Here is a 22,142-nt window from a genome sequence, read left to right on the forward strand (position 1 = left end):
CAATCGAGGAGGAATGTTTCATGAATTATCGTACGCTGGGAAGAACGGGACTTCGTATTTCGGAGATCGGCTACGGCGCTTGGGGTATCGGCAAATCCGGATGGATCGGCGCCTCCGACGACGAATCGCTGCAGGCGCTCAACCGGGCGATCGAATTGGGCTCGAACTTTATCGACACCGCGCTTGCATACGGCGAAGGCCACAGCGAGCGGCTGGTCGGACAAGCCGTGAGGGAACACAAGCAGCCGATCTATGTCGCGACGAAGATTCCGCCGAAGAACGGCAAATGGCCCGCTCCTTCGGGCATTTCTCCGAACGAGGCGTTTCCGGCGGACTATGTCATATCCAGCACGGAGCAAAGCTTGCGCAACTTGGGCTTGGAGACGATCGACGTGCAGCAGTTCCATGTCTGGTCGGACGAATGGGTCGGCGAAGGCGATTGGCTGGATGCCGTGCAGAAGCTGAAGGATCAAGGGAAAATTCGCCATTTCGGCGTATCGATCAACGACCACCAGCCGAACAACGCCATCCGGCTGATCGAGACCGGCGTGGTCGATACGGTACAAGTCATTTATAATATTTTCGACCAAAGTCCCGAGGACGGCCTCCTGCAAGCGTGCGAGAAGCATAATGTCGGCGTGATCGTGCGGGTGGCGCTCGACGAGGGCGGGTTAACGGGACGCCTCACGCCGGAAACCACGTTCGATGCGGGGGATTTCCGCAGCCGCTACTTCCAAGGAGACCGGAAGCAGCAAGTCTACGATCGCGTCCAAAGCATCGCCTCCGATCTCGGCATATCCACCGATGAGATGGCAGAGACGGCGCTTCGCTACGTGCTCAGCAGCCCCGCCGTATCGACGGTTATCCCCGGCATGCGTACCGTGGGCAACGTCGAGCGCAATATGAAGGTCGGCGACGGGGAAGGCTTGTCCCCAGAGAAGCTGCGCAAGCTCAAAGCACATCGCTGGGACCGGAATTTCTACCAAAGCTAAGCTTAGCGCATTCGAAGGGCGGCTTCAGTGACCCTATCTGACAGCGAACGAAAGCAGATCTCAACACGAAGAGAGCGTCCCTGCACGGGGCGCTTTCTTCGCGTGACAACACCTACCTCTTGGACAAGCTCGATTGGATTTGGATGCCTTGCCGGATCATAGACATATGCCCTCCGCCTTGCTTGCCCGAATAAGCACTTTCTCCTCAAATCCGCGAAGACCTCCGTTCATCTGTCCAAGCTTCCCGCTCCTGTCCCCATACACTGTACATGGGAAGGAGGTTAGATCCATGTCAGTGAACATCAACGTCACTTACCCGCGCTTGACGCTGTACACGGAAGAGAATTATCAAGGCCGCAGCGCAATCTATCGCGGCAACCTCGGCATCGTCAACCTGGACACGAAATTAGGCGGCATCGAAAGTCTCCGTTTCTACTCGACGAGCAGCAACGCGACGCTCGTCCTCTTCAGCCGCACGGGCTTTAAAGGGTATTTCCGGGTGTTCCGCGGTGTTACGAATCTCCGCGAAATCGAGGATATCGTCGTATACGGCGGTGCGGAATCGCTCGTCTCGTCGAACGCTTATCTATCGCTTGACCAAGTTCGCGCCATCCGTAACAGCGGACAACTCCCGGACAATTACCGCCGATTGTAGAACAAGCCAACCACCGGTAAACGATTACGCATTCGCAAACGTACCCTCTATATCCGAGCAAGAGAGGCTGCCCTTACGCCGCATGGCTTAGGGGCGGCTTCCTCGTGCTTCTTATTTCGTTCGCGCATAATCGTTTGTGCATAATCGTTCGCGCTAATCGTCCGTGCTTCGTCATTCGTTCGTACTTCATACGCTGCAAATCGGCTACATGTCCTTGGTCCTACCAGCATTGTTCATGTCCGAAGCATCCCCTATACTAGGGAAGAATCTTACCCATCCATGATTTGGAGGACCCGCCATGAAAATGTATATCATTCGTCACGCAGAGCCGGATTACCCCAACAATACCATCACGGCGCCCGGGCATTTGGAAGCGAAAGCTTTGGCCGAACGGCTGGCGGGCACGCGCATCGACCGAGTTTATAGCTCGCCGCTGGGACGAGCCTTGCACACGATGCAGTATACCGCCGATTCCCTCGGCCTGACGCCGACCGTACTCCCGTGGACCGCGGAGCTGGACGGCTGGCAGGTCACCCAGCCGACCGGCGAGCGCCTGGTCGCTTGGAACAGCGACCACACGTGGGTACGCGAGCAGCGGCCGTTTCCGTCCAGCGACGACTGGCATGAACGTGCGCCCTTCAACGATCCGGCCTTTCTCGCGAATTTCCGCAAGATCCAGGATGACTCCGATGCCTTCTTCCTGCAGCACGGTTATCAGCGCGAAGGCGGCCGCTACCGGATCATCGAGCCGAACCGCGAAGCGATCGCCGTCTTCTGCCATCTCGGCTTCGGCCTCGCCTGGCTGTCCCATCTGCTCGAGCTGCCGCTGTCCATGGTATGGTCCGGCTTCTGGATCGCGCCGAGCTCGGTCACGACGATCGTCATGGAAGAGCGCGCGCACGGCTGGGCCGCGCCCCGCTGCTACGGCGTCGGCGATACGTCGCATCTCTATCAGGCCGGACTGCCGACGAGCCGGGCCGGCTTGTACGCCGACAACATCGACTGAGGGCGGGTTGTCCGGCAGAAGACTAATGTCCTGAACATGGATTACGAAGCCTTGAAGGAAACAGCCGCGCCCGAACCCCCCGCCTCCGCATAAAAATGGCCGGCAGACCCTCGAATGAGGAGCTGCCGGCCATTTTTATACAACTTATGCCATTGGACCGGATCGCCGTGTTCCTTAAATGGCAGGAATAAAGAACCCTTCGCGACAGCTCGAGAAGCCACCACCACAACCATACACGCGAAGCCTCGAAGGCGCATAAAGTATAAAAGCCTATTAGATCTGTTGCATCATCGTCTGTCGATCAGCTCGAACGAAGGAGGCTTGAAGATTGAATAAGCGCCGATCCTATACTAGCGACAGCGAGCAGGCTCTCTACAAATCCGAGCATTTCTCCGCCAAGCTCGCAGTCATTGCCGGGGCATTCAACATTCTCGGCGACTTCTTGGGCACCGTTGCAGCCACGATCGCGCTGGACGAAATCGCGGAGGAAGAACGCCAGGATCAACTCGACAGCAAGCTTCAAGAGGAAAGATTCGCAAGCATGCAGAAGCAAATCGACGAGTTGACGATCCAATTAAACCGATTGAAAAAGCCGTGAGCGCGCGCGTCGATGCAAGCCGGCACGTCCGTGCGTCCGCATCACAAAAAAACCGAAGCAACGCGCCTTTTGGCGGTTAACTTCGGTTTATAAGTTCAGATGGATGAACAGCCGCCTGTCCAGCTGCGGCCGGAACGACATGAGCAGCTACTCAGCCGCCCGGGCGCGCGCCCGCGCCGTATCTCCCTGCTCATCCCATAAGTGTTCGATTTCCTCCAGCGACTTGCCCTTCGTCTCGGGAACGAAGCGCCAGGTGAAGAGGACGGTTACCAGCGACAGCGCCCCGAAGATCCAATAGGTCGCGGCCGGTCCGGCGGAATCGAGCAGCGGCGGGAACGATTGCGATACGGCATAGTCGGCCGCCCACAGCGCCATCGACGCAACGGCGGTCGCCCGCCCGCGGATCCGGTTCGGGAAGATTTCGGACAAGAGCACCCATACGACGGGTCCAAGCGAGATCGCGAAGGCCGCGACGTACACCAGCATCAGGACAAGCACGAGCGAGCCCGTCGCATGCCCGGTATGGAAGACGATGCCGATCGCCAGCAGGCTGGCGGTCATGAGGGACGATCCGACGAGCAGCAGCGCTTTGCGCCCGGCCTTGTCGATCAGCCAAATGGACAGAATCGTGAATGCAAAGTTGATGAAGCCGACGAGGATCGTTTGGATCAGCGCGGCGTTCGTCCCCGCGCCCGTCGACTTCAGGATTTCCGGTGCATAGTACATGATGGCGTTAATCCCGGTCACCTGCTGCAGCACGGCAATGACGACGCCCACGAAGAGCGCGAAGCGCACGCCGGGCTTGAACAGCTCGCTGAATCTCGCCTGCTTCTGCGCGAAGGAGGCTTTGATCTCCAGCACCTCCTGCTTGGCCGCTTCTTCGCCGTGAATGCGAAGCAGAATCGCCAGCGCTTCTTCGGAACGGCCTTGCTTGATCAGCCAGCGCGGGCTCTCCGGCACGAGGAACATCAGTACCATGAAGATGACGCCGGGAACGGCGCCGATGCCGAACATCCAGCGCCACGCCGTCGAGACATCCCAGGCGTCGCCGCCCGAGCCCGCGATCCCTGAGTTGATGAAGTAAGTGATGAAGATGCCCGTTACGACCGCGAACTGGTTGAAGGCGACCAATCGGCCGCGGTAGCGGGCCGGCGCAATCTCCGCATTGTACAGCGGGCACAGGGTCGACGTGATGCCGATGCCCAGCCCGCCGACCATGCGGGCCATGACGTAGCCCGTGAACGTATCGGGGACCGCCGAGAAGATCGAACCGATGACGAACAGGAGCGCGGCGCCGATCAGCACTTTTTTGCGGCCGAGCCCGTCGCTGAGCCAACCCGATCCGGCAGCGCCGACGATGCAGCCGATGATCAAGCTGGAGACCGCCCAGCCTTTCTCGAATTCGCTCAAATCGAATCTATCCTGCATGAAGCCGATCGCGCCGGACACGACGGCCGTATCGAATCCGAATAACAGCCCGCCGAGCGCGGCGATCATCGAGACCAGCGTCACGAATCGCATGCTCGGGCCGGAGGCAGTTGCTTGTAAGGTTGTCATGATTATCTTGTCCTCTCCGCTTCGAATAGGTGGAATGTATAGCTGACACGCGTTCCCAGGGCTTCTGCTCCCCGCTTGGAGGAACAGCTTCCAGAGGAAAGCGAGTATCAGTATACCACCGGATCGCGAGTGGGCGTTGGGGTATGATCTTCACTAATTTGCGATGTTACCGCACAATTATTCAGGTTATGGACAAGCTTGGCACAAGTCGGCCCCGACCCGCATTATTCTGTTCCGCATGATCGAAAAACGCAAGAAAGTCCTTGTCTTAACGGACGCGAATCTTGGAGGCATTCTTTAGACGGAACCGGTTACCGGGAATGCGAGCGATACTCCGACGGCGTAACGCCGGTCACTTTCTTGAATACCCGGCTGAAATAATTCGGATCGTTGTAGCCGACCTGGTAGCACACTTCCTTCAGAATCAGCTGCCCTTCTTCCAGCAATCGTTTGGCCTTGTCGATGCGCAGCCCGGTTACGTAGTCGATGAAGGTGGCGCCCACATGCTGCTTGAACACTTTGCTGAAGTAAAACGGGTTCAGATGTACGTAATCCGCCGCATCTTCGAGTGAAATGTCCTCGGTAAACCGCTGCAAAATGTAGCTGACGGCCCGGTCCATGACGGATAAGGTCTGCTCTTCCCGCAGCTCCCGAATGCGCCGGAGCGCGGACAGGACATAGCCTTGCTGACGGGCTTCCGTCATCTCGGAATCGGAGAGCTCCGCCTGCCCGCCTTCCCTCAGGTCATCGAATACGCATACGCGTCCTTCTTGGCGGGAATACGCCGAAGCGAATACGGCTTCGAAGTACGATCGCCGAAGTCCCTCGGCTCCGCTGCGCAGCGTGCCGATACCGGCTGAAGGCGCCGAGCCCAGCAGTGTCTGCGCGGCATTCGCGAGCTTCGCGGCAAAGCGGATCGGCTCCTCATGCCAGTCGTCCGTGACTTGTGCCGGCTTGCGCAAGAATAAAGCCACATGGTGTTCCAGAATGGAACTGACGATGCAGCTGCCCTGGGCCTTCGCCTGCCTGCGAATCGTCTCGTACAACGATTTAAGATTCACGGAGAGATCCCGACTCGAGAAAGCAATTACGATGCAGCGGCAATCCATAAGCGAAAAATCCATCCATTCCGCCAGCTGCTCGGGACTTGCGTCCAGCACCTGATCGACCATCAGGATAAGCGCAAGCTCGTTCTCGATGAGCGGCTGGATCGTCGATATTCGGTTCTTCAGCTCCAGCTGCTCAGACCGCCGGACCTTCTCGCGATCCAGCTCCGCGACCAGTCTGGACAGCAGGCCCGCAACCTGATCGCGGCTCGCCGGCTTCACGATATACTCCGTGACGCCAAGCGAGATCGCCTCCTGCGCATAGGCGAACGAGTCGAAGGCCGTCACCAGCACGAGCTTGACGCCCGGCAGCAAGCCGCGGATTTCGCGCAGCGCCTCCAGCCCTTGAATGCCGGGCATCTGGACGTCCATCAGCACGATATGCGGCCTGCGTTCCTCCGCCTGCTCGATCGCCCTCCTCCCGTTCTCGGCATGAATGATCTCGAATGTATCCGGCAGCATCCGGTTCACGATCCATTCCAGACCTTCTCTCTCCAACGCTTCATCATCCGCGATCAATAGGCGGTACATGATCGATCTCCTCCTCTGCGGTCAAGGGAATGCCAATCGTGATCATCGTCCCTTGGCCGGGCTTGCTTGCAATGGCCACGGCATCTTTGCCTCCGCAAAACAGCTGCAGCCTGCGAAACACGTTGCGCGTACCGATTCCGGCCGACTGTCGGTCGTCAGACTGCGTCCGTCTTGCAGTCGCTTTCCCATCCGGTTGTTCCAGCGCTTGCACGGCAGATCCGCTGTCCCAATCCAGCAAGGCTAGCCTTGTCGCTTCCTCCATGCCGGCACCGTTATCCATGATTCCGATGACGGCGAAATTCCCTTCCCGCCGAATAGACAGCCGAATCTCGGCGCCCGTTTCCATCCGTTCAATCCCGTGCACGAAGGCATTTTCCACCAGCGGCTGGATGGTCAGCGCCGGAATACGGGCAGCGAGCGCCGATTCGTCGATCGAAGTCTCGAACCGAACGCGGCTCCGGAACCGCGCCTCTTGGATCGTCACGTACTCCATGACGTGGCCAAGCTCCTCGCGCAGCGAGACCGGCTCGTCCATCTTACGCAGCCGGTAACGGACCAGGCTCGACATCGAGACGATGAGATCGGATGTCCGCTCGGCGCCCTCAAGAAGCGCAAGCTTGGACAGCACGTTCAGCGAATTGAACAGAAAATGCGGCTGAATTTGGCTCTGCAGCGCCTGCAGCTCGAGCTCCTTGACCAGCCGCTCCTGTTCGACCCGGCCCTTGTCCCGCTCCGACGCTTCCTGAAGCGACGCGACCATCCGGAGGAAGGTGCCAATCATGACGCCGAGCTCGTCCTTCGTGACGGGCGGGAGCGGCCGCAGTTCCCGGTAAGGCCGGCCTTCCGATACCTGCCGCGCCATCCGCACCAGCCGGCCTACCGGCTCCGTTACGCTGCGGGACACCCAGAGCGCAAGCCCGACGCCGAGCAACGTCTGAACGGCAATAACGGCAGCACCCAGCCGATTCAATCGGATGTTCGCCTGCTGTATCCGAAGGAGGATCGGCTGGTCGCTGCCCAGCTCGAGATCCACGAGCCGCTGGCCCTCTTCCCGAATAAAACCTTCCGTCGTCTCCGCGGCCTTATAGAGCGTCAGTGCCAATGCCGGGGACTGGGCGGCAGATCCTGCCTCGACCTCCTGGCGATCCAACGTGTCGAGCAGATGCAGGTAGCCCTCCACCCCGGGCGGCACCGTCTCGCTCGATTGCTGCTCGGCAACGGTCCCCCGGCTTCCCTTGAGTCCGTCGCGCTGCCGATCCACCTCGGCCTGCGTCTGCGAGCCCGGGTCGAGCAGATAAGCATACAACGCCTGCATCGATTGCTCGGCATGATGCACGGACAGTTTGTAAGCCAGCACCCGTTCCATCATATGGTCATAGCCTCTCTGCACGACGGTTGAACTCTGGAACAGGAAGAGCGACATCGTGTTGGCCAACAAAACAAGCAGCGGGATCACGATCAGCAGCTTCGCGCGAATCGTCATCGGTCGCTTACCCCGTTGCCGGTCCCTTTAGAAGTCAAGGCCTGCCCGTCCACCACCGTCGTCGTGGTGTAGTGAAGCTTTTCCACGGACCTGCCCTGCAAATAAGCATGCAGGATGGCAACCGCATCCTCGCCCATGCGGACGGGCTGCTGCACGAGCGCGGCCGTAATGCGATGTTCCGCGATCGCCTGGCGCGTGCTTGCCAGATCGTCGAAAGCAAAGACGCGAAGGCCAGAGCCTCCCGCCCGTTTGGCTGCCTCCGCGATACCGACGCCGTCCAGCGCGCTGAAGCCGATCACCGCGATCATGCCAGGGTGCTTGCGAAGCATGTCCTCTGCCTGCTCCGTCGCCTGCAAGCGGGAAATGTTCGAGTAACGCACGTCCTCGATCGAGAGATCGGGGAATGTCCGCACGATGCCGCGAAAGCCTTCCAGGCGCAACTGCTGATTATTGGCCTCGCTCCCGAGCAGGACGCCGATCTTGCCGTGCTCGCCGGCCTCTCGGGCGACGAGCCTGCCCATTTCCTCTCCCGCCTGCCGATTATCCGTGCCGACATAGGCGATTCGCGCGCTATTCGGCTCATCCGCATCGATCGTGATCACCGGGATGCCGTCCTCGGACGCTCGCGCGATGAGCCGCGCATAAGCCGGATCACTCAGCCCCTGGACGAGCAGCGCGTCGAAACCCTCGAGCAGCGCCTTCTCAAACAACCGTGCCTGCTCCTCGGGATTGATACGCAGCGGCCCCATGTAGTCGAGCGCCATTCCGTTTCGTTCAGCCGAAGCGCGGGCGCCTTTCTCGACGGAACGCCAGAACGGATTGTCGAGCTCCTGCGAGATCAGCGCTACCCGAACCTGCCCCGCCGTGCTCGGTTCGTTCGGAAGCTCAAGCTTTCCGGCGAGCTCGCGCGTATGCAGCGCCGTCAGCGCGAAGGCGATCAGCAGTCCCGCGAACGCGGCCGCGAGCAGCACCAAGCCTATATTCCAGATCCGGTTAAGCATGCGCGGCTCCTTTCCTCTGCCAGGGTAAACATCCAGCCGATGGCTCTAGTATGAGCCAAACCTTTCGCAAGGAATCATCTGCCATCCGGATGTACGCCCCGCTTATCGCAGGCCATAACAAAGAAGATGACCTCCGACGAATCGGAAGTCATCTTCTAAACAAAAAAAGGCCGGACAAGCCATTCGCTGACTGCATCCTGCCCTCATATCCGCGCCTGTTGACCAACAACCACCCTATCCTTACGGAGTCCGGCCCTCGCTCAGCGTCTGCACGGCCTTCTCGATGCGCCGCTGACGGGTCTCGGCCGTCTTGGCTCCATCGATCGAAAGCACGATTCTCCGCTTATTGCTATAGGACAGTCCATCGAAATACAGGTTGGCCGCCTGATCTTCGCTCAGCGCCGCGGCGAAATCCGCAGGCACGTCAAGCTCCCGGGGCGCAGTGTCCAGCTCAAGCCCCACCTCTACCTCGTCGCCCGCGGCAACGCCGGCTCCCGCGCGGTTCTCCGCGCTGAGCGGAATCATGAAGCGGCCGCCCATCACGGCGACCGTGCTGCGGTACGAGTACGCGCCAATCGTCACGGTGACGGCCGGCTTCTTGCTCGTCCCAAGCGCCGACACGACTTCACTCGGTACCTCGATGCCGGTAGCGGTCTTGCCGCCGAGCTCAATCACGGATTTGAATTTCATTTCGTACCCTCCTCCTATCTTCCCGCTAGCTCTCCTATTATTTTAATATTATTTGCTTTAAAGCTTCTTCAATGCTCCTACCGCCTCTTTACGGCTTCTTATTGCACCTTTACCGCCTTGCGCTACATCCGCGCAGCCTGCAAAATCGCGATCGCTGCCCGCTCCCGGCGCTCCGCATCCTCGCTTCTGAGGGCAGCCTTCAGCACGTCGAGCGCTTCCAGAATCGTCGCATCGTCCACCCAGCCCGAGCCTGCCGCCGCCGGTTTCGTCAGCAACTGCTCCAGCTGCTCCCGGGTAACGGGACGCTCGAGCCTGCCCAGTTCCCCCGGCTCGCCGAGAAAACCTAGCAGTTCCGGCTGCAGCTCCTCCCGCTGCAAGCTGCGAAGCCACGTCACCCCTCGCCTGTGACCGCTGCGATCCTCGGCGTTGTCGCAATCACCGAGATAATAATAATCGCCGAGATCGCCCAAGTACAGATGCTCGCCATCGTCCACGATGATGTAATCGCCGTCCTGCATGACGTGCGCGAATAGTTGGTGCTCTTCCGCTCGCCGCACCAGCTCCTGCCCGTCTTCCAGGCGATGCCCGGAGGCCAGCTTTCCAAGCAGCTCCGCCTTGCCGAGACCCGTTAAATCACCAACGCCCGGCAAGCCGAAGCTGACATAATGGTTATCCAGATAGCAAGGCAAGCCGTTCCTGCCCTCCGCATCGACTTTCATCCGAAACACCTGCATGTCCAATCCCTCCGTAACCGTGCTGCGCTGCCCATCGCGATCATCCTCGAGTGGAGTTTATCGCAACAAACGTTGGAAGGCAATGCCGTCCGGCAACTTTTGCTTCCTATCTTGTCCCTGAAGTGGTTTAATAAACAAGCTATGCGGTAACTATGAAGAAGAACCATTTTTAGGAGGGAACAAGCATGCCAACGATTCAAATTGAAGGTAGAGAGGCCGTTCAGGCCGAAGTAGGACAAAAGCTTGTCCTTGCACTGGAAGACAACGGAATCGATATTCTTCACCGCTGCGGCGGCAACGCGAAGTGCACCACTTGCGCCGTGGAAGTCGTGTCGGGGAATGCCGGCGAGATGAGCGATGCGGAAGCGACGGCGCGCAACAACAAAGGCGTCGAGGATCCTTCGATCCGCCTGTCCTGCCAGCTGCATGTGCATGACGATCTGTCGATCAAGCTGATCAAGACGACAACCTCGACGGGCTTGGATGCGGGACCGCGTCCGCAGAATTAATTGTATCAACCAACATGAACTTATCAAACGGAAGGACAGCCGGTACCGCGGCTGTCCTTTTTGGTCTGTCTGTTCATACTCTGAAGGAGATGCCTCCAGTAATGAACGACCATCCAAGCAGAATCCGGCATCCGCATCCGGCGATTTCGCCGCGCACCGTTTGAATGCGCGCCGTCAAACATGCTAGACTCAAGGGACAGAAGCGGTGGCTGCCGCTCAGAAGGAGGCGTCTCGCCATGTCGCGCATCGTCGATATTCCGTCATCCCGCATGTCCAATTTCTTTCGCTTCCAGCGCGACCCGCTTGGCTTTCTTGTCGATGCGCGGCCGCTTGGAGACGTCGTGTCGCTCCGCACGAGCTCCTTTCGCCCGACGTTCATTATCAATTCCCCCGACTTCGTGCAGGAGCTCCTCGTCCATCAAGAGGACAAGCTGCGCAAAGGCCGGAGCGCCGGCGTGCTGCGCCGAACGATCGGAGACGGGCTGCTGACCGCCGAACGCTCGGCGCACCGGCAGCAGAAACGGTATTTGACGCCGGTCTTCTATAAAGAGCGCATTCATGCGTATGCAGAGATCGTCACGCAGGAAACAAGGCGCCTGTGCGACACGCTGCAGGACGGCGTTCCGATCGCCATGCATGACGCGATGATGCAGCTCACGCTCGGGATTATCGCGAGAACCATGTTCAAGACGGAGCTGGAGCAGGACAAGGCGGCGCTGGCGGACGCGGTGGACATCACGATCCGCCATACGGCCAGCACGATCTTCTCGCCGATCATCCTTCCCTTCGGCTGGCCGACGCCGGGCAACAGGGCGCATCATCGGGCTATTCGCACCTTGGATGCGATGGTCTACGATGCCATAGCCGCTGCGCGGCAGGCACCGGACCTCTATTCGGACAGCCTGCTCGGCCTGCTGCTCGATACGCGGGATGAAGAAGGCCAACCGCTTCCCGATACCGAAATCCGCGACCAGATGATGACGATGCTCCTCGCCGGTCACGAGACGACGGCCAATGCGCTCGTATGGGCATGGTACAGCCTCGAACGCTCGCCTGATTCGGCCGCCAAGCTGCATCGGGAGCTGGACGAGGTTCGGGTCCGGGAGCGAGCAGCCGACGAGCCGGCTTCGGCTGCCGGCCGCTATCGGGATCAGCCGTATACGAGGCAGGTTATCCAGGAGACGCTGCGCCTGTATCCCCCGGCTTGGGCGATTTTGCGCGAGGCGGAACAAGGCTTGGATATGCTTGATTCCCGGTTTCCCGCCAAGAGCAGCTTCTTAATCAGCCCCTATGCGATTCATCGCAATGACGACGTATTCGGGGACGCGGAAGCGTTCCGGCCCGACCGGTTCCAGGACGGAGCTTCAGGCTGGGCCAGGTTCGCCTACTTTCCCTTCGGGGGCGGCTCGCGGGGATGCATCGGATCGCAATTCGCGATGATGGAGGCGGCGCTCATACTTGGCACGCTCGCGGAACAGTTCACCTTCACGTCCTTGCCGGGCCAAGGCGAAGCCGTGCCTGAACCGCTCGTCTCGCTTCGGATCAAGGGTGGACGCATGATGATCCCTCATCGCAGAACTGCACAAAACCGCTAGTCCTTCAGCTGCAGGGGTCGCACCTGCACGGCATGAATAATAACGAAGAAGGCCAGGACACCGTAACGACACGGTTCCTGGCCTTTCCTACAAGTATAAGCTTATAAGTGCTCATTCATCTCATCGCTATTCGCGCGCAATGCCGCTCATCCGGTCTTCCAGATCGGCCCTCGCTTTGGCGCCGGCCAGATCCTCGAATACCGCCATCCCCGCGGATAGATTCGGTTTGCGGTTCACATTGTGTGCATCGGTCGCAATGGTGTGCGTGATGCCGGCTTCGATCATCCACTTGCCGAACTGCTGCGCGTCAGGTCCGAAGTTGCCGATCAGGCTGTCCGCCGACACCTGCGTCCACGCGCCGAGCTCGATCAGCCGCAGCAGCAGCTCCGGCGTATCCCGAAAGAAATAATGCCGCTCCGGATGCGCCAGCACCGGCCGGATCCCGGCATCGAGCAGCCGCTCCACGATTTCCGGCGTGTCCGCATCATATTCCTTCCAACGCTGCTCCAGGAGCAGGTGGGCGGCACGCCTCCCCAAGTACGAGAACGATCGGTTGCTCGTATGTTGGTCCAAGAACGCTTGATTCTCCAGTCGAACTTCATTGCCGGGATGCAGCCGAACGTCAATGCGCTGCCGCTCCAGTTCCGTCTGCAGCTCATCCAGCTTGCGATGCACGATGTCGGCCGTCGTCAGAAACGACTCGTTAAAGTGAGGCGTCACGATAATATCGCGAATGCCGTCCCCGTAAGCAATCCGAGCCATGGCAACCGACTCTTCCAAATCCTTCGCGCCGTCGTCCACGCCGTGCAAGATGTGGCAATGAATATCGATCATGGCGGTACCCCCACACTCCGTTTTTTTCCATATTAGCAGAGCAGGCTGCAGTCGGCAACGCAAAATCCGGCCCTGTCGCCGGGAGCGAAACGGCTAGCTCTCCCGCACCTGCTCGAAATGAGTGACCCGGTTGCGCCCGCCGCTCTTGGAAGCATACAGCGCCAAATCCGCTTGTTGAACGAGCGTTACCTCCGTATCCTCCGGCGTTACGGTCGCGGCGCCGATGCTGACCGTGATCCGATACCCTTCCATCTCCGTGGACGCAGCAGCCGTGCAATACTGTTCCGCGGCCAGCAGCGCCTGCTCCCGGTCGGTCTCGGGAAGAAGCACGACGAATTCCTCGCCGCCGTAACGGGCGACGATATCGGATCCGCGCGACAAGGAGCGGAGCAGCTCGGCCAGCTTGATCAGAATCAAGTCGCCGACGGGATGTCCGTACGTATCATTGATTCGCTTGAAATGGTCGATGTCGAAGAGCAGCAGCGAGAACGGCTCGCCCGACTCGCGATAAGCGGCGAGGCTCGCCAGCAGGCCCTCTTGGAAGAATCTCCGGTTCCGGAGCCCCGTCAGCGGATCGGTCGACGCCATCAATTCGAGCCGGTCGTTGACGCGCATCAGCTCCTGCTGCTTGCACTCGTATTCCGCATGCAGCCGTTCCAGCTGCTCGTTCGCTTCTTTCGTCGCCTGATACAGCTCTTCGAGCTTGGTCTTCGTCTGCAGCATGTCCTTCTCGTATTCGATCCGCTTCCGCATCATGAGCACGACGCAATCGATTACCGTCTCCCCTCCGCGTTCCTGGCGAACGCCGTTAAGCAGGACGGGCACGTCCTCCCGGGCGCTCGTCCGAAGCGAGAAATACATCTCGTTCACATGGCCGTACAGCTGAATGTACGGGTAGAAATACGTATGGAAAAACAGCTTGTTCGTCACGGACATCGCCGATTCAATATGCTGGCCCAGCAGCTCGTCCCGTTTATAACGCAGCATGTCCAGGAAGGTTTGATTGACCGAGCGGACGATGCCCGTATCCGAGATCGAGACGTAGCCGCAAGGCGCTTGTTCTAATTGAATATCCATGTCGGGAATGACTCTCCTCCAGCGTTACGCATCGGCCAAATAGCTTTTGATCAAACGGGTCGTTTCTTCCGGATGGCTGAGATGCGGGTAATGCCCCCTTGCCGTCATCCGCTCCAGCCTGCTGTTCTGCAGATGTCCATGCAGATAATCTCCTACCTCGAATGGGGAAATGCTGTCGTCCGCGCACTGCAGAATCAGCGAAGGCACCGTCGCCTGCGGAAGGCTCTCCCGGCAATCCGACCGGAACGTGACCTCCGCGAACTGCCGCGCGATATGCGGATCCCGGGAGCAGAAGCTTCGCTCCAGCTCTTCGGTCAGCTCCTTCCGGTCGGCGTTCTGCATGACGATCGGCGCCAAATAGCTGGCCCAGCCGACGAAATTCATCTGCATCATCGTGAGCAGTTCGTCGATATCCTGCTTGTCGAAGCCGCCGTAATACGCCGGAAGATCGTTCATATAGCGGGGGGAAGGCCCCAGCATGACAAGGCGCTCGAAATACTTCGGGTCGCGGATGGAAGCCAGCATGCCGATCATGCTGCTGACGGAATGTCCGACGAAGATGGCGTCCCGCAGCTCCAGCGTCTCCATCACGTCCAGGACGTCCTGGGCGTAACCATGCAGGGTATTGTATTTGATGGCGTCGTAGTCATTGATTCGGGATTGACCGGAGCCGACGTAATCGAACAGGACGATCCGGTAATGGTCAACGAAGCTCGGCACCATCAGCCGCCACATCTCCTGATCGCAACCGAAGCCGTGCGCGAACACGATCGTTCGGCTGCCGGAGCCGAGAACGCGGACGTTATTGCGCGCGAGGACGTCAAGGTTCATAGGGTATCCCCTCCCATCGTGTCAAATGTCGAATATGACCCTATTATAGCGAAAATTCGCGAATTAGGATGAAAAATCTCCCAAGTTATGCATGCCTCGTTCCGCCACTAGCGATGCAGCGCATAGCGGTTCGCTTTGCTCAGGCGGCGGATGAGCTGCACCTCTTCCCCGGACAGCTCCCGCACCTCCGCAGCCGCGACATTCTGCAGGAGCTGCTCGCGCGAGCTGGCGCCGGGGACGGCAACGGCAACGGCAGGATGGCTGAGCGAGTAGCGAAGCGCCAGCTGCGTGAGACTCCGATTCGGATCGGCGGCCGTCAATTCCTCCAGCTGCCCGCGAAGCGCCATGAGCTCCTCCAGCTCGTAATCCGGCACGCCCTTCATGGGCGTCCGGTTCGCCGCAAGCGCTCCGCTGGCGAGCGGACCTCTCGCAATGACGCTGATTCCGTTCTCCTGAAGCAGGGGCAGCACGTCCTCCTCGGCGCGACGGTCAACGATGCTGTACGGGTTCATCACGCTGACGATGCCGGAGCGCGCGACATATTCGCGAATCACGTTCGGACGAATCGAAGAGATGCCGTACGCACGGATGACCCCTTCGCGCTTCAGCGTCTCGAACGCATCGATCGTCTCGTCGATGGGATCATCCAGGGTGCCTCCATGAAGCTGATAGAGATCGATATAGTCGGTGCCGAGTCTGCGCAGGCTGTCTTTGACGGCCGATAATAGATACGCCTTGGAAGCGTCCCACGTCCAGCCCGCCTGCCCGGCTATTCGCCGGTTGCCCGCCTTCGTCGCCAGCACGACGCGGTCGCGCCGCCCTTGAATGGCTTTGCCCACAAGCTCCTCATTGCGGCCGCCGTCGTAGAGATCGGCGGTATCGAGCAGATTCACGCCGCGATCGAGCGCCTCGTGAATAAGGCCGACGGCCTTCTGTTCGTCCGTCCCCAGAGACATGCAGCCGAGACCGATCTCGCTGACGAGCAGCCCGGAATTGCCAAGTCGATTCATTTTCATTCATACCGCTTCCTTCCTTGTGCCGTTCGGCAGGTTTCCTTGATTGTAGCCGATTGTTCGGCGGCGATCCATCCTCTTCCACGTCTTCGCCCGATTGTGAATAATATCCTTTTATTAGACGAAAAATACGATATCCGGAGCGGAGACGATGAACGCCGATCGCCGAGAAGCCGCGATATTTGTAGAAAGTTCACGAAAATAGTTTACATACCATGTAATATCTTTATACTGTAATATAGCAGTCCTATCAGTTATATACCCAATTCGCTTTTACGATTCGAGGAGGATCATCATGCAGCAATCGATCAAGTTAGGTATCGTCGGTTACGGAAATCTAGGCAAAGGCGTTCATAAGGCCATCAGCCAAAACCCGGACATGGAACTCGTAGCCGTATTCACGAGAAGAACGCCATCGGAGCTTGCGAACGGCAACGCAGGCGTTAAGTTCGAACATATCTCCGCGGCCGAGCAGTACAAAGGCATCATCGACGTCATGATTCTTTGCGGCGGTTCCGCGACGGATCTGCCGGAGCAAACGCCGGACCTGGCGCGGATGTTCAATACGGTCGACAGCTTCGACACCCATGCGAAGATCCCCGAGTTCTTCGAAGCGGTGAACGCGGTTGCGAAGAAAGCCGAAACGCTGAGCGTCATTTCCACGGGCTGGGATCCGGGCTTGTTCTCCCTGAACCGCTTGCTGGCCGAAGCCATTCTTCCGGAAGGCAAGGACTTCACGTTCTGGGGCAAAGGCGTCAGCCAAGGCCACTCCGATGCCATTCGCCGCGTACCGGGCGTCAAAGGCGGCGTTCAATATACGGTTCCCGTTCAAGAAGTCATCGATCGCATTCGCTCCGGCGAAACGCCTGAATTGTCCACGCGCGAGAAGCATCTTCGCGAATGCTTCGTCGTTGCGGAAGAAGGCGCAGACCAAGACGCGATCCGCGAGACGATCGTGAATATGCCGAACTACTTCTCCGACTACGACACGACGGTGACATTCATCTCGGAAGAGCAATTGAAAGCCGAGCATGAAGGCATGCCGCACGGCGGCTTCGTGATTCGCAGCGGCATTACCGGAGAGAACACCAAGCAAATCATCGAATTCGGCCTGAAGCTGGAGAGCAATCCGGAATTCACCGCCAGCGTGCTGGTCGCCTACGCAAGAGCGGCCGTTCGCCTGCGCAAGGACGGCATCACCGGGGCCAAGACAGTATTCGATATTCCGCTCGGCCACCTCTCGCCGAAATCGGCGGAACAGCTTCGCAAGGAACTGCTGTAGACAAGCACTATATATAATAGAAGAACCTTGCCAACCGAGGATGGCAAGGTTCTTTTTTGTATAAGGACGGTTTCGATTAAACGATGCCTTGTGCGAGCATCGCGTTAGCAACGCGTTGGAAGCCGGCGATGTTCGCGCCTACGACCAGGTTGCCCGGGTGTCCGTAGACTTCCGCCGCGCGCACGCTGCTGTTATAGATGTTGCGCATGATATCATGCAGCTTCGCATCCACTTCCTCGAAGCTCCAGGACAGTCTCATGCCGTTCTGAGCCATCTCCAGCGCGGATACGGCAACGCCGCCCGCGTTCGCTGCTTTAGCCGGTCCGAACAGGACGCCGTTCGCATGGAACACGTCGATGGCGGCCAGCGTCGAAGGCATGTTCGCGCCCTCGCTGACAGCGAGTACGCCGTGGGAAACCAGCAGTTTCGCCGATTCCTCGTCGATCTCGTTCTGCGTCGCGCAAGGCAGCGCGATATCGCATTTGATCGACCAGATATCGGAGCAGCCTTCCGTGTACTGCGCATGCGGATGCTCGTCGACATACTCGCTGATCCGTTTGCGCTCGACTTCTTTCAGTCGCTTCACGGTGTTCACGTCAATGCCGTGCGGGTCGTACACGTAACCGTTGGAATCGCTGCACGCCACGACTTTCGCGCCGAATTGGATCGCCTTCTCCATCGCGTAGATGGACACGTTGCCGGATCCCGATACGACGACCTTCTTGCCTTGGAAGCTCAAGCCTTTGGACTGCAGCATTTCGTTCGCGAAGTATACGCAGCCGTAGCCGGTTGCTTCGGTACGCGCCAAGCTGCCGCCGTAGCCGACGCCTTTGCCCGTCAGCACGCCTGCCTCGTAGGCACCGCGAAGACGTTTGTATTGTCCGAACATGTAGCCGATCTCGCGTCCGCCGACGCCGATGTCGCCCGCAGGAACGTCGGTGTCTTGACCGATGTACTTCGACAATTCCGTCATGAAGCTTTGGGTAAAGCGCATGATTTCGCCGTCGGACTTGCCTTTCGGATCGAAGTCGGAGCCGCCTTTGCCGCCGCCGATCGCTTGGCCGGTCAATGCGTTTTTGAAAATTTGCTCGAAACCGAGGAACTTGATGATGCTGGCGTTAACGGACGGGTGGAAACGAAGGCCGCCCTTGTAAGGTCCGATCGCGCTGTTGAACTGCACGCGGAAGCCGCGGTTTACGCGAACTTTGCCTTGATCGTCAACCCAAGGAATGCGGAAGGAAACCATGCGCTCAGGCTCTACGAGACGTTCCAGGATACCTTGCTCCGCGTAGTGAGGGTGTTTCTCGAATACCGGAATAAGGGAGTCGAGGATTTCTTTTACAGCCTGGTGAAATTCGCTCTCGTGCGGATTACGGGAGATGACCGTTTCGTATACCGATTGGACGTATTCGGCAGCTTTGGATGCTTGCGTAACAGCGGTTGTCATGGAATCCTCCTATTGTTCGGATTTCGTTTGCATTAATTGATTGTTTGTTTGTACTATTTATCAAAGAATGATAGCGAAAGCCGAACGATAAAGCCAATTAATATTTTTTGTATAGGCGATTAAAAATTCAAATGATCTAATTTATTGCCATACCAAAGCCGTCTTGAGGCCAGTAAACTCGCATGATTCGCGCTTCGGCAACTTGCATACCCATGCAATAAAATCCATTTATTTCAATTTATTTTAGTAATAGCGCCTTTTCTTTTCTACCAAAAATGCAAGAAAGCCTCTATCTCCACGAATGGAAATAGAGGCTCCTGCATGCCGGGGCAGGCTTAGCTTTGCTTCTTCTTGACCGGGATCCAGATCTCGCTTCGGAAGACGGGCGAGGTCGTGTCTTTATCCGCGTTCCAGAGGATTTCCGGTCCTTCGCTCTGCTCGTAGCTCGCGGACACGAACCATTCGGAATAGATGCGTCCCCACACGTTCTGCAGCGTCTCCGGGAACGGACCGACGGCTTCGAATACGGCCCATGTCGAGGCTGCGACCTCAAGCTGCGCCAGATGTTCCGGACACGCCTTCGTCGTCGCTGCGCCGATATAGTGATCCAGTCCGCCCTTCTCCTCCATTCGGTCCTCCGAGAAGTTGACGGATGCGCTGATCAGGCCTTCCGGCTCCACATTGGACAGGTCCTTAAGCTCTCGGATCTTGTCCGGGTCCAAGCTCTGCCACATGGCGGCGATATCGGGATTGACCCCATTGAACACGATCGGGACCCTCTTCATGATGCCCGCGATACGGAATGCTTCTTTCTCTACGACGCGATAGTTCATTGCGCTTCCTCCTTTAATGGCCAGTTGGAAGGTCATGGCCGAATAGGCGGTCAGCGATTCGCCATCGATTCTGGCTTGCGACGGCGTCAAGCCATGCAGCAGCTGGAACGCGCGCGCGAAGGAATCCGGAGAGCCGTACCCGTATTTCAACGCCACGTCGATCACCTTGACGTCGCTGCCTCTAAGCTCGAAGGCGGCAAGCGTCAGGCGCCTGCGGCGAATGTATTCCGACAGCGGAATGCCCGCCAGGAAGGAGAACATTCGTTGAAAATGGTAGTCGGAGCAGCAGGCCCGCTTCGCCGCTTCTTTCACGTCGATCTCGCCCGCGAGATGCTCCTCGATGTAGGCCATCGCCTCGTTCATAAGCTTGATCGCATCCATTCGTCTGACCTCCTCTACGTAAAGGATAACAAGGATCGCGCGCACGCATCCGACTTTTCGTGCCGGATTATACGGGGTTGCAACTCGCTTGCGGCACTTGGTCGAGCTGGGAGCAGCAAGCGCAATGGGTCGCTCTTAGTACTTCTTGCCGTAGTCGACCAGATTACGCAGCTTCCCCGGCCCGCTGGACAAGTAGATCCCCAGGTTGGAGGCGAACAGGCGAATCAGCCGCTCATTGTTGCGAACGGTCATCCCGCCGGCATTATGCGGAGTTACGATCACGTTCGGCATCGCCCATAGCGGGTGCCCGGCGGGCAACGGCTCCTGCTCGAACACGTCAAGTCCGGCCCCCGCAATGACGCCATTGTTCAGCGCCGCGACCAAATCCTCCGTCCGCACCGTTCCTCCGCGGCCGACATTGATGAAATACGCGCTGCGTTTCATGACGGCGAATCGCTCGGCATGGAACAAATGCCGCGTCTCGTCCGTGAGCGGCAGGATGTTGACGACATAATCCGCTTCCCGCAGCGCATCGTCGAGGCGGGCCGTCTCGTAGACGACATCCGCCTCCGGCACGGAGCGGCCCGACCGGCTGACGGCCGCGACGCGCATGTCGAATGCGCGCGCAAGCCGGGCGACCTCGCGGCCGATCTCGCCGGCGCCGATGATCGCGACGGTGCCGCCGTTCATCTCGGCCAGCGTCTGCGGGCTCTCCCAGCGCTCCTCCGGCTGATTGCGAACCGCGGCGGCAATGCCGCGCGACAGGCCCAACATCATGGCCACGGCCGTCTCGGACACCGAGCGGGCATGAACGCCGCTGGCATCCGTCAGCAGGATGCCGCGCCGCTCCAGCAGGTCGAGCGGCAGACTATCGATGCCGGACGACCAGCTTTGCACCCAGCGGAGCTTGGAACCTTCCCGCAGCGCGATGTCCTTCACCTTGGCATCCCAGCCCAAAATGACTTCGGCTTCCAGATAATCGCGGTCTTCCAACTCGGACGCTTGTCCGAACACGATTGTTTCATTCGGCGCCGCATCGCGCACGGCTGCTTGCTGATTAGGCGTAAACGCGCGTAGGCAAAGGATCGTTCTCATAACTGGATATCCTCCTTGTCGGTTGCGAAGATGGTCAATGCGGTTGAAGCGGAACAGGTAGGTCTGAACCTATAGCGCTGAACAGGTTGGAGCTGAACATTAGCGGCTAACGAAGTAAAGCGAAGCCATTAGAGCTGAACACGCAGCAATCTTGTCTTCGTTACCATGCCCGCGCTCTCGAGCGTCTGCTTCGAGGCGTCGTTATAGTACCAGCATCCGCAGACTGGAGCGATCCCTTGGACCCCGCACCATTTTCGAAGCTGACGAATGATCGTCGTCCCGATTCCTTGCCTTCTGCAGGCTTCATTCGTGAACATCCCGATGCTCGCTCGTCCATTGAACAGCTTGGAGCGCTCGACGATGCCGATGCCCAGCAAGTCGTTCCCTCTGTAGTAGGTGAAGAGCTCGCCGTTCGCGATTCGCTGTTCATAACGATCCAGGAAGTCGCCGCAGACGAGCTCGATAGCGCCGAGGTCGTCTACGCCGGCCATCCGGAACGCCTCATCGTCTTCAATCCCGGCCGCCGAATCGCTTTCCTGAAAGAAATAAGCCTGTTTCTGAATGCCGGCGTCCTTGTCGATCGCCAAGCTAAGGAACAGCTCATCGCAGGTCGGAACGAAGAGAGCTTTCACGGCGTGACGCTCCAGCATGCCGCCGAACAGGCGCTGCGCATGCTTGCGATGGGATGGACGAATGTAAAATTGCGTGACCAGCTGACCGTCGTGAATCGCATAATACCCGATCGTCTCTGCTTCGTCCCTGATTCTGTAGAACGCCGAAGCCAGGATGTGATCCTCCAAGAAGGAGTCGATCGGCGAGGACAACTCCCGCATGCAAGCCTGCAACAGCTCCTGAATGTCTGCGCGCAGGCATTCTTCCGTCACCACTCCGC

At 58.7% G+C, this 22,142-nt stretch carries 21 protein-coding genes; 7 read left to right on the plus strand and 14 right to left on the minus strand.

Annotated elements, in window-relative coordinates; all coding sequences use genetic code 11:
- Positions 1–20 precede the first annotated feature (20 nt).
- The 4 genes from AC0YNU_RS20830 to AC0YNU_RS20845 all read left to right on the plus strand — a co-directional run bounded on the left by AC0YNU_RS20830 (position 21) and on the right by AC0YNU_RS20845 (position 3,251).
- Positions 21–992 (plus strand): aldo/keto reductase, encoded by a 972-nt coding sequence (locus AC0YNU_RS20830; RefSeq protein WP_475760172.1) that lies wholly within the window; start codon positions 21–23, stop codon positions 990–992.
- Between the two features lie 289 nt (positions 993–1,281).
- Positions 1,282–1,647: a hypothetical protein gene (locus AC0YNU_RS20835; protein WP_475760174.1), complete on the plus strand. Its 366-nt coding sequence runs from the start codon at positions 1,282–1,284 to the stop codon at positions 1,645–1,647.
- A gap of 298 nt (positions 1,648–1,945) precedes the next feature.
- The gene (locus AC0YNU_RS20840) at positions 1,946–2,653 is read left to right on the plus strand and encodes a histidine phosphatase family protein (RefSeq protein ID WP_475760176.1); all 708 of its coding nucleotides are present in this window, start codon (positions 1,946–1,948) and stop codon (positions 2,651–2,653) included.
- 328 nt (positions 2,654–2,981) lie between these two features.
- Complete coding sequence (locus tag AC0YNU_RS20845; RefSeq protein WP_475760178.1) at positions 2,982–3,251, plus strand: hypothetical protein; 270 nt, start codon at positions 2,982–2,984, stop codon at positions 3,249–3,251.
- Between the two features lie 147 nt (positions 3,252–3,398).
- Here the strand turns inward: AC0YNU_RS20845 and AC0YNU_RS20850 are convergent, their stop codons facing one another.
- The 6 genes from AC0YNU_RS20850 to AC0YNU_RS20875 form a co-directional block, all read right to left on the minus strand.
- Entirely contained in the window at positions 3,399–4,808 is a 1,410-nt protein-coding gene (locus tag AC0YNU_RS20850; protein WP_475760180.1) for a sugar porter family MFS transporter, read from the minus strand.
- A 311-nt stretch (positions 4,809–5,119) separates the two neighbouring features.
- Positions 5,120–6,445, minus strand: a complete 1,326-nt coding sequence (locus AC0YNU_RS20855; RefSeq protein ID WP_475760182.1) for a helix-turn-helix domain-containing protein — start codon at positions 6,443–6,445, stop codon at positions 5,120–5,122.
- A complete protein-coding gene (locus tag AC0YNU_RS20860; RefSeq protein WP_475760184.1) occupies positions 6,420–7,928 on the minus strand; it encodes a sensor histidine kinase in 1,509 nt (502 codons plus the stop codon). Before AC0YNU_RS20860 ends, AC0YNU_RS20855 begins: the two co-directional genes overlap by 26 nt.
- Positions 7,925–8,929, minus strand: coding sequence for a substrate-binding domain-containing protein (locus tag AC0YNU_RS20865; protein ID WP_475760185.1), 1,005 nt, complete (start codon positions 8,927–8,929; stop codon positions 7,925–7,927). The genes AC0YNU_RS20860 and AC0YNU_RS20865 overlap by 4 nt, the downstream gene beginning before the upstream one ends.
- A gap of 240 nt (positions 8,930–9,169) precedes the next feature.
- Positions 9,170–9,619, minus strand: coding sequence for a YdeI/OmpD-associated family protein (locus AC0YNU_RS20870; protein ID WP_475760187.1), 450 nt, complete (start codon positions 9,617–9,619; stop codon positions 9,170–9,172).
- A 122-nt stretch (positions 9,620–9,741) separates the two neighbouring features.
- Entirely contained in the window at positions 9,742–10,353 is a 612-nt protein-coding gene (locus tag AC0YNU_RS20875; RefSeq protein ID WP_475760189.1) for a hypothetical protein, read from the minus strand.
- A gap of 185 nt (positions 10,354–10,538) precedes the next feature.
- Between AC0YNU_RS20875 and AC0YNU_RS20880 the strand changes: the two genes are divergently transcribed.
- Positions 10,539–10,862: a 2Fe-2S iron-sulfur cluster-binding protein gene (locus AC0YNU_RS20880; protein ID WP_475760191.1), complete on the plus strand. Its 324-nt coding sequence runs from the start codon at positions 10,539–10,541 to the stop codon at positions 10,860–10,862.
- A 236-nt stretch (positions 10,863–11,098) separates the two neighbouring features.
- A complete protein-coding gene (locus AC0YNU_RS20885; protein WP_475760193.1) occupies positions 11,099–12,457 on the plus strand; it encodes a cytochrome P450 in 1,359 nt (452 codons plus the stop codon).
- Between the two features lie 126 nt (positions 12,458–12,583).
- Here AC0YNU_RS20885 and AC0YNU_RS20890 read toward each other — a convergent pair whose 3' ends face one another.
- The 4 genes from AC0YNU_RS20890 to AC0YNU_RS20905 all read right to left on the minus strand — a co-directional run bounded on the left by AC0YNU_RS20890 (position 12,584) and on the right by AC0YNU_RS20905 (position 16,215).
- The gene (locus AC0YNU_RS20890) at positions 12,584–13,291 is read right to left on the minus strand and encodes a tyrosine-protein phosphatase (RefSeq protein ID WP_475760195.1); all 708 of its coding nucleotides are present in this window, start codon (positions 13,289–13,291) and stop codon (positions 12,584–12,586) included.
- Positions 13,292–13,384: 93 nt separating this feature from the next.
- On the minus strand, positions 13,385–14,368 hold the full coding sequence (locus AC0YNU_RS20895) for a sensor domain-containing diguanylate cyclase (protein WP_475760197.1): 984 nt from the start codon (positions 14,366–14,368) through the stop codon (positions 13,385–13,387).
- Positions 14,369–14,392: 24 nt separating this feature from the next.
- Positions 14,393–15,199, minus strand: coding sequence for an alpha/beta fold hydrolase (locus AC0YNU_RS20900; protein WP_475760198.1), 807 nt, complete (start codon positions 15,197–15,199; stop codon positions 14,393–14,395).
- 107 nt (positions 15,200–15,306) lie between these two features.
- Positions 15,307–16,215 (minus strand): aldo/keto reductase, encoded by a 909-nt coding sequence (locus AC0YNU_RS20905; RefSeq protein WP_475760200.1) that lies wholly within the window; start codon positions 16,213–16,215, stop codon positions 15,307–15,309.
- A gap of 292 nt (positions 16,216–16,507) precedes the next feature.
- Between AC0YNU_RS20905 and AC0YNU_RS20910 the strand changes: the two genes are divergently transcribed.
- Complete coding sequence (locus AC0YNU_RS20910; protein ID WP_475760202.1) at positions 16,508–17,494, plus strand: diaminopimelate dehydrogenase; 987 nt, start codon at positions 16,508–16,510, stop codon at positions 17,492–17,494.
- A gap of 76 nt (positions 17,495–17,570) precedes the next feature.
- Here the strand turns inward: AC0YNU_RS20910 and gdhA are convergent, their stop codons facing one another.
- The 4 genes from gdhA to AC0YNU_RS20930 all read right to left on the minus strand — a co-directional run bounded on the left by gdhA (position 17,571) and on the right by AC0YNU_RS20930 (position 22,137).
- Complete coding sequence (gene gdhA / locus AC0YNU_RS20915; protein ID WP_475760204.1) at positions 17,571–18,941, minus strand: NADP-specific glutamate dehydrogenase; 1,371 nt, start codon at positions 18,939–18,941, stop codon at positions 17,571–17,573.
- 335 nt (positions 18,942–19,276) lie between these two features.
- Positions 19,277–20,155 (minus strand): AraC family transcriptional regulator, encoded by an 879-nt coding sequence (locus tag AC0YNU_RS20920; protein ID WP_475760206.1) that lies wholly within the window; start codon positions 20,153–20,155, stop codon positions 19,277–19,279.
- Positions 20,156–20,290: 135 nt separating this feature from the next.
- Positions 20,291–21,250: a D-2-hydroxyacid dehydrogenase gene (locus AC0YNU_RS20925; RefSeq protein ID WP_475760208.1), complete on the minus strand. Its 960-nt coding sequence runs from the start codon at positions 21,248–21,250 to the stop codon at positions 20,291–20,293.
- Positions 21,251–21,378: 128 nt separating this feature from the next.
- Positions 21,379–22,137: a GNAT family N-acetyltransferase gene (locus AC0YNU_RS20930; RefSeq protein ID WP_475760210.1), complete on the minus strand. Its 759-nt coding sequence runs from the start codon at positions 22,135–22,137 to the stop codon at positions 21,379–21,381.
- Between the last annotated feature and the right edge of the window lie 5 nt (positions 22,138–22,142).

Source organism: Paenibacillus sp. J31P316 (assembly GCF_056269105.1).

Bases quoted from the DNA above. Each gene is read 5' to 3' on its own strand.
- AC0YNU_RS20910 (WP_475760202.1), top strand. From the start codon at position 16,508: ATGCAGCAATCGATCAAGTTAGGTATCGTCGGTTACGGAAATCTAGGC.
- AC0YNU_RS20865 (WP_475760185.1), bottom strand. From the start codon at position 8,929: ATGCTTAACCGGATCTGGAATATAGGCTTGGTGCTGCTCGCGGCCGCG.
- AC0YNU_RS20835 (WP_475760174.1), top strand. From the start codon at position 1,282: ATGTCAGTGAACATCAACGTCACTTACCCGCGCTTGACGCTGTACACG.
- AC0YNU_RS20885 (WP_475760193.1), top strand. From the start codon at position 11,099: ATGTCGCGCATCGTCGATATTCCGTCATCCCGCATGTCCAATTTCTTT.
- gdhA (WP_475760204.1), bottom strand. From the start codon at position 18,941: ATGACAACCGCTGTTACGCAAGCATCCAAAGCTGCCGAATACGTCCAA.
- AC0YNU_RS20920 (WP_475760206.1), bottom strand. From the start codon at position 20,155: ATGGATGCGATCAAGCTTATGAACGAGGCGATGGCCTACATCGAGGAG.
- AC0YNU_RS20830 (WP_475760172.1), top strand. From the start codon at position 21: ATGAATTATCGTACGCTGGGAAGAACGGGACTTCGTATTTCGGAGATC.
- AC0YNU_RS20875 (WP_475760189.1), bottom strand. From the start codon at position 10,353: ATGCAGGTGTTTCGGATGAAAGTCGATGCGGAGGGCAGGAACGGCTTG.
- AC0YNU_RS20890 (WP_475760195.1), bottom strand. From the start codon at position 13,291: ATGATCGATATTCATTGCCACATCTTGCACGGCGTGGACGACGGCGCG.
- AC0YNU_RS20840 (WP_475760176.1), top strand. From the start codon at position 1,946: ATGAAAATGTATATCATTCGTCACGCAGAGCCGGATTACCCCAACAAT.
- AC0YNU_RS20855 (WP_475760182.1), bottom strand. From the start codon at position 6,445: ATGTACCGCCTATTGATCGCGGATGATGAAGCGTTGGAGAGAGAAGGT.
- AC0YNU_RS20850 (WP_475760180.1), bottom strand. From the start codon at position 4,808: ATGACAACCTTACAAGCAACTGCCTCCGGCCCGAGCATGCGATTCGTG.
- AC0YNU_RS20860 (WP_475760184.1), bottom strand. From the start codon at position 7,928: ATGACGATTCGCGCGAAGCTGCTGATCGTGATCCCGCTGCTTGTTTTG.
- AC0YNU_RS20870 (WP_475760187.1), bottom strand. From the start codon at position 9,619: ATGAAATTCAAATCCGTGATTGAGCTCGGCGGCAAGACCGCTACCGGC.
- AC0YNU_RS20895 (WP_475760197.1), bottom strand. From the start codon at position 14,368: ATGGATATTCAATTAGAACAAGCGCCTTGCGGCTACGTCTCGATCTCG.
- AC0YNU_RS20905 (WP_475760200.1), bottom strand. From the start codon at position 16,215: ATGAAAATGAATCGACTTGGCAATTCCGGGCTGCTCGTCAGCGAGATC.
- AC0YNU_RS20880 (WP_475760191.1), top strand. From the start codon at position 10,539: ATGCCAACGATTCAAATTGAAGGTAGAGAGGCCGTTCAGGCCGAAGTA.
- AC0YNU_RS20900 (WP_475760198.1), bottom strand. From the start codon at position 15,199: ATGAACCTTGACGTCCTCGCGCGCAATAACGTCCGCGTTCTCGGCTCC.
- AC0YNU_RS20925 (WP_475760208.1), bottom strand. From the start codon at position 21,250: ATGAGAACGATCCTTTGCCTACGCGCGTTTACGCCTAATCAGCAAGCA.